Annotated in this window: 12 protein-coding genes; 10 read left to right on the top strand and 2 right to left on the bottom strand. The window is 56.2% G+C overall.

The annotated features are described in order from the left end of the window. Window positions 1–29 precede the first annotated feature (29 nt). The gene (locus NI21_RS16550; RefSeq protein WP_081958068.1) at window positions 30–953 is read left to right on the top strand and encodes an AraC family transcriptional regulator; all 924 of its coding nucleotides are present in this window, start codon (window positions 30–32) and stop codon (window positions 951–953) included. On the opposite strand, the gene NI21_RS0111980 is transcribed toward NI21_RS16550, so the two are convergent. Continuing rightward, window positions 844–2,166, bottom strand: a complete 1,323-nt coding sequence (locus NI21_RS0111980) for an MATE family efflux transporter (RefSeq protein WP_033126418.1) — start codon at window positions 2,164–2,166, stop codon at window positions 844–846. The genes NI21_RS16550 and NI21_RS0111980 overlap by 110 nt on opposite strands. Further along, a complete protein-coding gene (locus NI21_RS0111975) occupies window positions 2,153–2,608 on the bottom strand; it encodes a MarR family winged helix-turn-helix transcriptional regulator (RefSeq protein WP_033126417.1) in 456 nt (151 codons plus the stop codon). The genes NI21_RS0111980 and NI21_RS0111975 overlap by 14 nt, the downstream gene beginning before the upstream one ends. 206 nt (window positions 2,609–2,814) lie before the next feature. Here NI21_RS0111975 and NI21_RS0111970 point away from each other — a divergent pair, with 206 nt between their 5' ends. From NI21_RS0111970 to NI21_RS0111930, 9 genes are all read left to right on the top strand, one after another. Further along, window positions 2,815–3,609, top strand: a complete 795-nt coding sequence (locus NI21_RS0111970; protein ID WP_033126416.1) for a Cof-type HAD-IIB family hydrolase — start codon at window positions 2,815–2,817, stop codon at window positions 3,607–3,609. 99 nt (window positions 3,610–3,708) lie between these two features. Further along, entirely contained in the window at window positions 3,709–4,875 is a 1,167-nt protein-coding gene (locus NI21_RS0111965) for a galactokinase (RefSeq protein ID WP_033126415.1), read from the top strand. Between the two features lie 45 nt (window positions 4,876–4,920). After that, window positions 4,921–6,411 carry a UDP-glucose--hexose-1-phosphate uridylyltransferase gene (gene galT, locus NI21_RS0111960; RefSeq protein WP_033126414.1) on the top strand — a complete coding sequence of 497 codons (1,491 nt, stop codon included), beginning with the start codon at window positions 4,921–4,923 and terminating at the stop codon, window positions 6,409–6,411. Next, on the top strand, window positions 6,395–6,691 hold the full coding sequence (locus tag NI21_RS0111955; RefSeq protein WP_242842858.1) for a hypothetical protein: 297 nt from the start codon (window positions 6,395–6,397) through the stop codon (window positions 6,689–6,691). Before galT ends, NI21_RS0111955 begins: the two co-directional genes overlap by 17 nt. 118 nt (window positions 6,692–6,809) lie before the next feature. Continuing rightward, window positions 6,810–7,859, top strand: coding sequence for a glycosyltransferase family 2 protein (locus NI21_RS0111950; RefSeq protein WP_033126413.1), 1,050 nt, complete (start codon window positions 6,810–6,812; stop codon window positions 7,857–7,859). After that, window positions 7,750–10,290, top strand: a complete 2,541-nt coding sequence (locus NI21_RS0111945; RefSeq protein ID WP_081958067.1) for a YfhO family protein — start codon at window positions 7,750–7,752, stop codon at window positions 10,288–10,290. The genes NI21_RS0111950 and NI21_RS0111945 overlap by 110 nt, the downstream gene beginning before the upstream one ends. A 32-nt stretch (window positions 10,291–10,322) precedes the next feature. Then, window positions 10,323–11,885, top strand: coding sequence for a ClC family H(+)/Cl(-) exchange transporter (locus NI21_RS0111940; RefSeq protein WP_033126411.1), 1,563 nt, complete (start codon window positions 10,323–10,325; stop codon window positions 11,883–11,885). A gap of 203 nt (window positions 11,886–12,088) precedes the next feature. Continuing rightward, window positions 12,089–12,421 carry a helix-turn-helix domain-containing protein gene (locus NI21_RS0111935; RefSeq protein ID WP_033126410.1) on the top strand — a complete coding sequence of 111 codons (333 nt, stop codon included), beginning with the start codon at window positions 12,089–12,091 and terminating at the stop codon, window positions 12,419–12,421. Next, entirely contained in the window at window positions 12,418–12,639 is a 222-nt protein-coding gene (locus NI21_RS0111930; protein WP_052084085.1) for a helix-turn-helix domain-containing protein, read from the top strand. The genes NI21_RS0111935 and NI21_RS0111930 overlap by 4 nt, the downstream gene beginning before the upstream one ends. The last annotated feature ends 28 nt before the right edge of the window (window positions 12,640–12,667 follow it).

Below are 12,667 nucleotides of genomic sequence, written 5' to 3'. Positions count from 1 at the left end.
TGACACAATCCTGCCATGGAGGAAAAGATATGGAGGAAAAGAGACAGTACCTTGAGAAGCGCCATCACGGGACCAGCCTGTTCCCGGCGGACTATTATCACTGCGTCTACCCGGCGGGACTGGCGGGCCTTCCGGTACACTGGCACGAGGAGTTTGAGATCACACGGGTACGCCGGGGGAGCTGCACCTATCTCATTGACCTGGAGCCCTGCCAGGTGGGGGAGGGGGATTTCCTCTTTCTGCCGTCAGGGATGCTCCACGGGATACCGGAGGGGAAGACGAGGCTGCTGGAGACCGACAGCTTTGTCTTCCATCCCTCCCTGCTGGGAGGCAGGGCGGATGCCTGCGGGGTGAAGTACCTTGCCCCGGTGGAGAAGGGAGAGATCCGCTTTCCTCCGGTGATGAGGGCAAAGGGCAGCAGTCCGGAGTTCTCTGAGAGGATGGAGAGGCTGTTTGACAGGCTAAAGGAGAGCTTTGCCAAAAGGGAGGAGGGGTATGAGCTGGAGGTGAAGGCCGGACTTCTGGAGATCCTGCTCCTTCTGTACAGGCAGGTTCCCTTTGAGAGAAAAAAACAGGAGAACCGGGAGGTCATTGAAAAGCTCCGGACGGTTCTCCAGTATATAAAGGAAAATTATCAGCGTCCCCTGAGCGTGGCCGAGCTGGCCGGGGTCTGTCACTTCAGCGAGTACTATTTTATGCGGTTTTTCAAGCAGCACATGAATATGACCTGCGTGGAGTACGTGAACCAGTACAGGATGGAGATCGCCGCCGGCAGGCTGGCCGGGGAGGAGGCCAGCATCACGGACATTGCCCTGGATACAGGCTTTAACAACCTTTCCTATTTTAACCGGGTATTCCGGAGGAGCTTCGGGATGACACCCAAAGCCTACAGACAAGCGCTGTCACAAAAGTCAGCGACTGGGCAAGAGGAATACTCAGCCACACGCCGCTGAGCCCGGCCATCCTTGGCAGCAGAAGAAGGAGCAGGAAGAGGAATACCGGCTCCGCGTACACCAGGATGTAGGACAGGAGCGTCTTCTCCGTGGCGTAGAAGGCGGAGGTGGTGACCCGCACAAGGGCCAGGAAAATGAGGCTGACAAGGAAGCGGGGAAGCACCTGGCCGGCCTCTGCGCGGACCAGATCCGAGGCCCCGAAGAGTCCTCCGATCTGATACCGGCCAAGGAAGATGAGGACCATGCAGGCGGCTGCTATGCAGACGCCGCTTATGTAGGCAAGGCTGCACACCTTTTTCATATTTTTCAGATGGTTTTCCCCGTAGTATCTGCTGATGAGGGGCTGGCAGCCGTCGCCCACGCCCTGAAGCAGAAGGTACACGATGACGATGACATACACGATGCAGGCGTAGCAGGCAGCCGCTTTTTCCCCGCCGTAGTCCATGAGGAAACGGTTCATGAGAATGATCGTGATGTTGGGGGAGAAGGTGATCCCGAAGGGGGACAGCCCAATCTTCAGGATGCCGGTCAGCAGCCCCTTCACCCTTTCCCGGGAGAAGACAGAGCGGACCAGGTGGAAGGACACGCCTCGGCGCAGAAAGAAGAGCAGTCCTCCCGCCATGGTCACTGCCTGGCCGATGAGGGTGGCCAGAGCCGCTCCCGCCACCCCCTCGTGGAGAAGCCAGACGAACACATAGTCCAGCACAATGTTGGTGAGAAAGCCAGCCACCATGATCATCATGGCGTAGAAGGCGCCTCCCATGTTGCGGATCAGGGGGACCAGGCCGGTGCCGAAGATCTGGAACACAGAGCCGAGGACGATGATCCGCAGGTAGGAGATCCCCAGCTCCAGAATCTGTCCGGAGGTGCCCAGGGCTGTCAGGACAGCCGGGGCGGCCAGGTAAAAGACGAGAGTGGAGACGAGGGAGGCGGCCAGCAGAAGGACTACTGTGCCGTCTGTGTAGCGCTTTGCCTCCTCCTTTTTCCCGGAGGCCAGACGGATGGAGTAGTGCACGGCGCCGCCCATGCCGATGCCGGTGCCGGCGGCCTGCAGAAGAGCCACCACCGGGTAGGCGATGTTGATGGTGGTCAGCCCGGCGTCGCCGATGCTGTTTCCCACAAAGAAGCCGTCCACGATGGAGTAGACGCCGGACAGGGCGAAGGCCAGGAGCGAGGGGATTACATAGCTGAAAAATTCTCTATAAAGCTTCATATTCCATTTCCATTCCTTTCCTAAAATATTGACAGAACAGATCCATTCCGCTGATCATGGCGTCCACAAGGGCGGGATCCATCTGCTCCATGATAAAAAGCTCCAGTCTTTTCAGGTCCGCCAGGGTGCTCTCGCAGAAGAACTGCCCTTCCTTTGTGAGCCGTATGGCCTTGCTGCGCCGGTCCTCCTCCACGGGGACAAGCTCCAGAAGGCCCTTCTTCGCAAAATCCTTCAATATTGTGTTGACGGTCTGCTTGGGGAGGGCCCAATCCTGGCAGATGGTCTTCTGGGTACAGGATGCGGGAGCGCTGCCCGCGACGGCTATCAGGACTGTCAGGCTGTTGTAGGTCAGTCCCCGGCGTCTGGCCCATCGCTCGTACAGGACGGTCGTCTCCTGCCAGAGATTGTAATATTTCTCCAAAGATTTTCTGTTTTCTGTCATAGTGCCATCCCTCCTTGTGAAATCATGTAAAGATAAAGTTAGTCCGAAACCGGACAAAAGTATTATAGTCCGAAGCCGGACAAAATGTCAAGAGGAAACAGCATTTACGAACCACTCCCGTCATGCTACAATAGAGACGGCCGCAAAGCCGGCAAAAAGTGCCAATGGCCGCGCGGCCGCGGAAAAGTCAAGAGGAGTAGAGAAAAATGGAGAGAGCAGTTTTATTTTTTGACATAGACGGCACCCTGCTGAGCGAGGTCACTAGGACGATACCGGAGAGCGCTGTACACGCTTTGGAGGAGGCCAGAAGGAAGGGGCATCTGGTCTTTATCAACACCGGCCGGACAGCCTGCTCTGTGCCGCCCGAGATCCGCAGACTTCCTGTGGACGGCATTCTCTGCGGGTGCGGCATCTATGCGGAGTACCAGGACCGGGTGATCTTTGAGGAGCACCTGGACGCGAAGGCCGCCGCTTCCATCGTGAGGATGGCGGAAAAGTGCAGGGTGGACGCTCTGTACGAGGGGATGGAGGATGTGTATTTCTCCTCCCGGGTATCCAGGTTCGACAGTCTGGAGAATACCAGAAGATACATGAAGAACAGGGGACTGGGAGTAGAGAGATACATCGAGCAGGGCGGCTGTCCCTTTGACAAGATCTTTGCCTACACGGACAAGGAGAGCAAAAAGGAGGAGTTTTTTGATTTCCTTACCGATTATATGGAGATCCTGGACCGGGGGGACAATACCTACGAGTGTATCGTGAAGGGCTACTCCAAGGGGACGATCATCGAGTACATTCTGAAGTACTTCGGCCTGGGCCGGGAACGCTCCTACGTCTTCGGGGACAGCAGCAATGACCTGGCTATGTTCCAGTACGGGGCCCATGGGATCGCTATGGGAAAGCACGACAAGGTGCTGGATCCCTGGACTGAATATGTGGCTCCCAGGGTGGAGGAGGAAGGCATCTGGCAGGCCATGAAGCACCTGGGCCTGATTGATTGAGGAAAAGCGCAATATTTTTATAGTTTCTACCATTATCCTTATAGTTTTTAAAGGGAAACCCTATTATAATTATAAAAAAAGAGAGAGGTGTATGTGGAAATGAAAGAGAAAGTGTTGAGTGTCTTTAAGGAAAAATACGGCGACGGCGGAGACATCCGCATGTATTTCGCCCCGGGCCGTGTCAACCTCATAGGAGAGCACACCGACTACAACGGTGGACATGTCTTTCCCTGCGCGCTGACCATCGGTACATACGGAGCGGCCAGAAAGAGGGAGGACCGAAAGATCCGTTTCTACTCTATGAATTTTAAGGATCTGGGCGTCATCGAGACCAGTCTGGATGAGCTGGTGCCGGACAAGAAGGCCGGTTGGACCAACTATCCAAAGGGCGTGATGTGGGCCTTCAAGGGCAGAGGCTATGAGATGGACTGTGGACTGGACATCGCCATCTGCGGCGACATCCCCAATGGCTCCGGCCTGTCCTCCTCCGCTTCCCTGGAGGTTCTGACAGGGACCATGCTGAAGGATCTGTATGATTTCCCGGTATCCATGGTGGAGATCGCCCAGATCGGACAGTACTCAGAGAACAACTTTAACGGCTGCAACTGCGGGATCATGGACCAGTTTGCCAGCGCTATGGGCAAAAAGGATCATGCCATTTTCCTGGATACCAATACTTTGAAGTACGAGTACGCGCCTGTGAAGCTGGAGGACGCCAAGATCGTTATTACCAACAGCAAGGTAAAGCACAGCCTTGTGGACTCTGCCTACAATGACAGGAGAAACGAGTGTGAGCGAGCCCTGGAGGATCTGAAGAAGGTGGTGGATATCGGCACCCTGGGAGATCTGACAGAGGAGGAGTTCGAGGCTCACAAGGACGCCATCAGGGAGGATGTCTGCCGCAGGCGGGCAAAGCATGCGGTGTACGAGAACCAGAGGACTATCCACGCCGAGGCGGCGCTGAAGGAGGGCAATGTAGAGCAGTTCGGAAAATACATGAACCAGTCCCACATCTCTCTGCGGGACGATTATGAAGTGTCCTGCGAGGAGATCGACGTGCTGGTGGATCTGGCCTGGAGCGTGCCCGGCGTCATCGGCTCCCGCATCACAGGAGGCGGATTTGGCGGCTGTACAGTCAGCATTGTAAAAAATGACGCGGTGGATACATTTATCGAGACCGTGAAAAAGGGCTACCAGGACAAGTGCCACAAGACGGCGGAGTTCTATGTAGTTGAGATCGGAGACGGGGCCCACCGTCTGTCATAGAATGTCACAGAGAGGGCGAGAGCCTGTATTTAGGAGGAAAAGGGAATGTTATATAAAAATATAAAGAAGCTTGTGGAGTACGGTATCCGGACAGGACTGACACCGGAGTGCGAGAGGATCTACACCACCAACCTGCTGCTGGAGCTGTTTAAGGAGGACGACTACGAGGACGTGTCCATCGAGGGCGAGGAGCTGGATCTGGAGCAGATCTTAAAGGAGCTGCTGGACGAGGCTGTGGCCAGAGGACTTGTGGAGGACAGCGTGGTCTTCCGGGATCTCTTTGACACGAAGCTGATGAACTGCCTTCTGCCCCGGCCGGCACAGGTACAGAAGACCTTCTGGGAGGAGTATGAGAAATCCCCGGAGGCGGCCACGGCATTTTTCTACAAATTCAGCCAGGACAGCGACTACATCCGCCGCTACCGTGTGAAGAAGGATATGAAGTGGAAGGTGGACTCCCCCTACGGCGAGATCGACATCACCATCAACCTGTCCAAGCCCGAGAAGGATCCCAAGGCCATCGCGGCGGCGGGGGCGGCCAAGGCCAGCAGCTATCCCAAGTGCCAGCTCTGCATGGAGAATGAGGGGTACGCCGGGCGCGCCAACCACCCGGCCAGGGAGACCCACCGCATCATCCCCATCACCATCAACGACAGCAAGTGGGGCTTCCAGTATTCCCCCTACGTATACTACAACGAGCACTGCATCGTGTTCAACGGCCAGCATGTGCCCATGAAGATCGACCGGAACGCGTTCATCAAGCTGTTTGACTTTGTGAAGCAGTTCCCCCACTATTTCCTGGGCTCCAACGCGGATCTCCCCATCGTGGGCGGCTCCATCTTAAGCCATGACCACTTCCAGGGCGGAAACTACACCTTTGCCATGGCAAAGGCGCCCATCGAGATCCCGGTCACTATCCCCGGCTATGAGGATGTGGAGGCGGGCATCGTGAAGTGGCCTCTCTCTGTCCTGCGCATCCGCCACGCGGATGAGAAGCGGCTCATCGACCTGGCAGACCACGTGCTCCAGGCATGGAGAGGCTACACGGACGAGGAAGCCTTCATTTTCGCCGAGACAGAGGGCACGCCCCACAACACCATCACTCCCATTGCCAGAAAGAAGGGAGACATGTACGAGCTGGATCTGACGCTGCGGAACAATATTACGACAGAGGAGCATCCTCTGGGCGTATACCATCCCCACGCCCAGTACCACAACATCAAGAAGGAGAACATCGGTCTGATCGAGGTTATGGGCCTGGCTGTTCTTCCCTCCAGGCTGAAGGAGGAGCTGGAGATCCTGGCGGACTACATGGTGGAGGGAGGGGACATCCGCTCCAACGAGAAGATCGCGGGGCACGCCGACTGGGTGGACTCCTTCCTGCCAAAATACGACAGCATCACAAGGGACAATGTAATGGATATCCTGAAGGAGGAGACAGGCATCGTCTTCACTCACGTGCTGGAGGACGCAGGCGTCTACAAGTGCACTGAGGACGGCCGGAAGGCATTCATGCGGTTTGTGGAGACGCTGTAAATTCCCCAAAGCAGGCTATTACTACACGAATGACCGTGGATCCTGTGAGGTGGATTTTGTCATTGATACCGGAGAGATGGCTGTGCCTGTGGAGGTGAAGGCGGAGGCAAATTTGAAAGCAAAGAGCCTGAAGACCTTCCGCGACAGGTTCTATCCTGAGATTTCCGTCCGCACATCCATGGCGGATTATAAGAAAGAGGACTGGCTCATCAATCTTCCCCTGTATGCAATAGAGGAAATTTATGAGTGTGTCCGGCAAAATATGAAAGAGAACCTTTAGCAAATCTTCAACAAATTTTAAGATTTCTTTCCACGAATTATCACAAATTCAGTTTAGACTGGTTTGGAGATAAGGCAGAGGCCCCGAAGGGGCCTCAAGTGGAAAGGAGTCTTTTTTTATGCTTGAAGAGAAAAAACCGCTTATCAGTATCGTTGTGCCGTGTTTCAACGAAGAAGAGGTCCTTCCCCTTTATATAAAGGCAATGGAGGATATCATTGACAGGATGAAGACTGCGAAGGTAGAGCTGATCTTTGTGGACGACGGGTCCTCGGACGGCACGCTGGAGCTGCTGCAGCAGTTCCACCGCAGGAGTCAGAATTTCAGGTACCTTGCCTTCTCCAGAAATTTTGGCAAGGAGGCGGCTATGTACGCCGGCCTTCAGGCGGCCGCGGGGGACTATGTGGCTGTCATGGACGCGGATCTCCAGGATCCCCCGGAGTATATTCCCCTTATGTTCCAGACGCTGAAGAAGGGAGAGTACGACTGTGTGGCCACCCGGCGGGAGGATCGCCGCGGGGAGGCAAGGATCCGCTCCTTCCTGTCCGCTTCCTTCTATAAATGCATCAACAAACTCTCAAAGGTAAAGATTGAGGAGGGCGCCAGGGATTTCCGGATGATGAACCGGAAGATGACGGATGCCCTCCTGTCCCTGAGTGAGAAAAACCGGTTTTCCAAGGGCCTGTTCGGCTGGGTGGGCTTTAAGACAAAGTGGCTCCCCTACCACAATGTGGAGCGGGCGGCGGGGGACACCAAGTGGTCCGTGGCCAAGCTGCTGCGGTATTCCCTGGACGGCATACTCGGGTTTTCCACCATCCCTCTGTCCGTGGCCTCCTACGGGGGAATACTTCTGTGCGGCGTGGCCTTTGTCATGATCCTTTTTCTTGTGATCAAAAATCTCATCTGGCACGATCCGGTAGCCGGGTGGCCGGCCATGATGTGCGCCATCATTTTTATAGGCGGCGTTCAGCTTCTGTGCATGGGCATCATGGGACAGTACCTGGCCCGGGCCTACACGGAGATCAAAGACAGACCAATCTATATCTTAAGGAGTTCCAGCGATGAGGAAGATGAAAAGCAGCAGGAAAATTTTGTTTCCATTGATACTTACAGCCATACCGATCCTTCTCTTTCTGATGAAAATATGCGGAGGGTATCTGGCCGGATCTGAGACGGACTGGCTCTCCCAGCACATTGTGTTCCCGGAGTATTTCCGCCAGAAATTCTATGAGACAGGCAATCTCTGGCCGGACTTTGCCATGGAGCTGGGGGGAGGGCAGAACATATGGAATTTCGCCTACTACGGGCTCTACAATCCTCTGTATCTGCTGTCTTTTCTCCTGCCCTTTGTGGACATGGCGGACTACGTCCAGGCAGTCATGCTGCTGACCTGGATCAGCTCCGGACTTCTGTGCTATACCTGGCTGAAAAACGGCCATTTCCGACAGGAGGACAGCTTTTTCGGCGCGCTTCTTCTGATCCTGTCAGGCCCCATGGTGTACCACACCTCCATGCAGATCATGTTTGTCAGCTACATGCCCTTCCTGCTTCTGACACTCATGGGCTATGACAGGTATGTGAGCAGGGGAAAATACGGGCTCCTGACAGCGGGGACCTTCCTGATGGTGCTGACCAGCTTTTACTTTGCCGTGGGCGGCGTGGCGGCTCTCCTTGTCTACGGCCTGTGCGGGTGGAAGAAGGAGTGGGCGTCCTCTCCCCTTGTCCTCATACGCTCCCTGTGGAGACAGTTTTATCCCGCCTTCTTCGGGGGACTTCTGTCCTTCTTCTACCTGGTGCCCATGTGTCTCGCCATGCTGGGCGGCAGGAGCGAGGAGAACAGCTACAGCCTGACGGACCTTCTCCTGCCGGAGGGCAATCCGCTGAAGCTCCTCTACTCTCCCTATGGGATGGGGCTTACAGCCATGGCGGCGGTTGTCCTGTGCGTCAGTCTCTTTTACCGCCGGTGCCGTGAGAAATACATGGCGGCCTGCGTCTGCCTGCTCCTCCTTGTGCCGGCGGCCTCCTATATCCTGAACGGCGGGCTTTACATACGGGCCAAGGCGTTTATCCCGCTCCTGCCCCTGGTCTCTTATCTGGCGGCGGCCTTCTTCGGATACTTCCGCCGGGGCATTATCGCCAGGAAAAAGCTGTTGGCAGGCTACGGCCTGGCGGCCCTTGTCCTGCTTTTGGGAAGCGTCCAAAGCGGCGTGCCGGACCGGGTGAAGATGCTGCTTGGGGCGGATCTTCTGCTCTGCGCTCTTTTGTTCCTGGCCGGGGTAAAGCTTTGGAGGAGGGCTGTGTGCGCCGGGCTTGCGGCGGTCATGGCCTGCTTCGCCTGCGTTCAGATTTTCTTTGCCAGGGAAAGCCAGGTGGAGGCCGCCTGGATGGAGGAATTCCAGGATCAGGACCTGGCGGACGCGGCCTGTCAGGTGAGAAGTGAGGACAGCGGATTTTATAGGATGGAGGTGCGGGGCACGAGAGAGCAGGAGAAGGCTGCCGACAACCAGGTGTTGACGGAGGGGCAGAATCTGACTACCCTGTACTCCTCTGTGGGAAACAGCGCCTACGAGACCTTCCGGGAGGAGATCCTCCATCTGGCCCGCCCGGCCAGGAACGGGCTCATGCAGGAGTCCACGGAAAATCCGGTCTTTCTGCAGCTCATGGGAGTGAAATACCTGCTGGTGAGAGAGGACGATGAGACCCAGGTGCCGGAGGGCTACGAGAAGACAGGCCAGGTGGGAACTGTGGGAATATACGAAAACCAGGATGTGGCTCCCATCGGCTACGTGACAGACCAGGTCATCTCCGCGGACACCTTTGAGAAGCTGTCCTGGCCGGAGAAGTTCCTGGCCCTCCTGACCGTGGCGGCGGCAGGGGATGAGGACACTGTCTCTGCTTCCTGCCGGACGAGGGAGGCGGAGCTGGCCTTTCTTGCGGGAGACTACGAGGTGACCTCCGAAGGGGAGACAAGGGAGATCGCGCTGGAGGACAGACAGGAGGGGGACCAGTACCTCTTCCTCAGCTTTCAGGTAAAAAATAAACATCCCCGCCGGGATGTGTCTGTCTCGGTAAACGGGGAGACGAACAAGCAGAGCGCCTCCCGGGGCTACGCTTACGACAATCAAAATCAGGTCTTCTACTTTGTATGCCCGCTCCGGGAGGGGCAGTCCTCGGTGGAGATCACGTTCGGGGAGGGCAGCTATGAAATATCCGGCGTGGAGGCCTGGTACGGAAGCGCCGGGGAGAGCCCATCCCAGGAGGAATACAGCGACGCGGGGCTGGAGCTGACAGGGGACGGAGACGCGCTGACCGGCAGCTATACGCTGGAAAAGGACGGCTGGCTCATCACATCCATTCCCTTTGACGAACATTTCACGGTTCTTGTAGACGGGCAGGAGGCGGAAGTAAGCCAGGTAAGCGGCGGGTTCCTGGGAGCCCGGGCGCAGGCCGGCAGCCACCGGATCGAGATCCGCTATGACGCGCCGGGGAAGGCGGCGGGCCTTGCGGTTTCTCTCCTTGCGGCGGTTCTTCTGGGGGCGGACGCGCTGCGGAGAAGATGCGGGACGGGGAAAAGAGTAAAGCAAGTGCAAAATCGCCTCTGATATGGTAGAATTGTCTCCGGAGGAATGAGACGATGAATGAAAATAACAAAGACATATCAGCAACGATCCGGCGGGCGGAGCGCTTTCAGGTCATTCTGATCGGGGAGGGCATCATCGTGGGCGGTATCGCCGGCCTTGTGGTGCTGCTTTACAGGATACTTCTGGAAAACGCCGGGCGGTGGCTGCAGATGATCCTGAATTTTATAGAGGGAAGGCCTCTGTGGATCCTTCTGTGGTTTGGAGTGCTGGCCCTTCTGGCTATTCTCGTGGCAAAGCTGGTGGACTTTGAACCTCTCATATCCGGCAGCGGAATCCCCCAGCTGGAGGGGGAGATGATCGGAAAGATCGATCAGACATGGTGGCGGGTGCTGCCGGCCAAGTTCGTGGGCGGCTTCTTATGTATCCTGGGCGGCCTGGCCCTGGGGCGGGAGGGCCCGTCCATACAGCTCGGGGCCATGGTGGGAAAAGGAGCCTCCCGGTATCTGGACAGAGGAAAGACAGAGGAGAGGTATCTTCTCACCTGCGGCGCCAGCGCCGGCCTGGCCGCGGCTTTCCATGCGCCGCTGGCTGGCGTCATGTTCTCCCTGGAGGAGGTGCACAGGAATTTCTCGGTGTCTGTGCTTTTGTCGGTCATGTCAGCCTCACTCACGGCGGACTTTCTGTGCACGGCTGTGCTGGGGACGGACTCGGTCTTTCAGTTTACGCTGACAGAGACGCTGCCTTTGGAGTACTATGGGCTTCTCGTCCTTCTGGGAGTCGTGCTGGGCTTCCTGGGCGTGTTCTACAACTGGTTCACCTTGAAGGTCCAGTCTCTGTACAGCCGCATACCGGGGCTCTCCACGGCGGGAAAGATCCTGATTCCCTTCCTGCTGGCAGGCGCTCTCGGGCTTGCGGCGCCTCAGCTTCTGGGGACGGGGCACAGTCTGGTGGAGGAGCTGACAGCGGGCGGGATGGCCGCCGGGACTATGGCGTTCCTGCTGGTCGGCCGCTTTCTCTTCTCGGCGGTGAGCTTTGGCTCCGGGGCTCCGGGGGGCATCTTTTTTCCGCTGCTCATTATCGGAGCCTTTATCGGCGGCATTTTCGCCCAGGCGGGGAACTGGATCTTCGGTATAGACCTCCTCTATCTGAACAATTTTGTCCTCCTTGCCATGGCGGGCTATTTTACGGCTATTGTGCGGGCTCCCCTGACCGGGATCATTCTGATCTTTGAGATGACAGGGACTGTGAGCCAGCTCTTTTCCCTGGCAGTGGTGTCCATATGCGCCTATATCGTGGCCACGCTGATGCGGTCAAAGCCCATCTACGAGAGCCTCCTTGCCAATCTTCTCAAGAAAAGGGGAGAGCCCCTGCAGGAGAGCGGCGAGAAGGTGCTGCGGGAATTTGTGGTGAGCCAGGGCTCCGACGCGGCGGGGAAACTGGTGCGGGAGCTGGAGTGGCCCCGCGAGAGTCTGCTTGTGGCTGTAAAGCGAGGTGACAGGGAGCTGATCCCCAGGGGGAGTACCAGGCTTTATCCCGGGGACAGCCTGGTAGTCATGGCGGACGAGTACGACACCGCGGACGTGATCGGGCAGATGGAAAGGCTCTGCTCGGAATAAGAATAGAAGATCGGATCAGACATTATCAAAAATAGGAACAGGGAATTCTCCACTGGCGATTTCAATACTATTTATGCATTGAGCCCAGTGGAGATTTTTTTGACTTCATTTTAAAGCATATGCATACAAGTATCTCTTAGGTGCATGTTAAAAGAAAACGCTTTCTAATAAAATGAATGTACAAGCGCCGGAGGTAGAGATAAATGGATTACAAAATGCTTGGGAAGAGACTAAAAGAAATACGGAAGATGCGAGATATGTCCCAGCAGGACCTGTCCTATGAGATCGAGTATTCCATTCCCCACATCAGCCACGTGGAGAACGGCAGCACAAAGGCGAGCCTGGACTTTGTCGTGAAGGCGGCCAATGCCCTGGGTACAACGACAGACCATCTTCTCTGTGACAGTCTGGAGGACTCAGGGAGCATTTACCTCGGCGAGATATCGGAGGAGCTGGAACAGCTTGACGGCGCCCAGCTGAAGATCATCCGGCGTATGATCCGAGACATGAAAGAGAACCTGGAGGAAAACCTGTGAGAACGAGAGTGGGGAAATACTGTGTGGGAGCGAGGATACGCCTGCTCCGAAAAGAAAAGAATATGACGCAGCGGCAGCTTGCAACAAAGATAGGGGTGGACAGGACATCCCTTTCTTCATATGAACACAGCAAGCGGATGCCGGACATATTTACACTCTGCAAAATGGCAGATGTTTTCGAGATCAGTCTGGATGACCTTGTGGGCAGAAAATTTTAACCGGGCAAGGGTGCAAAAACGGCTCCGG

Source organism: Eubacterium sp. ER2, from assembly GCF_000765215.1.
Lineage (GTDB): Bacteria > Bacillota > Clostridia > Lachnospirales > Lachnospiraceae > Claveliimonas > Claveliimonas intestinigallinarum.
The sequence above is the reverse complement of the archived record's forward strand: the minus strand, read 5'-3'. Positions and strand labels throughout refer to the sequence as shown.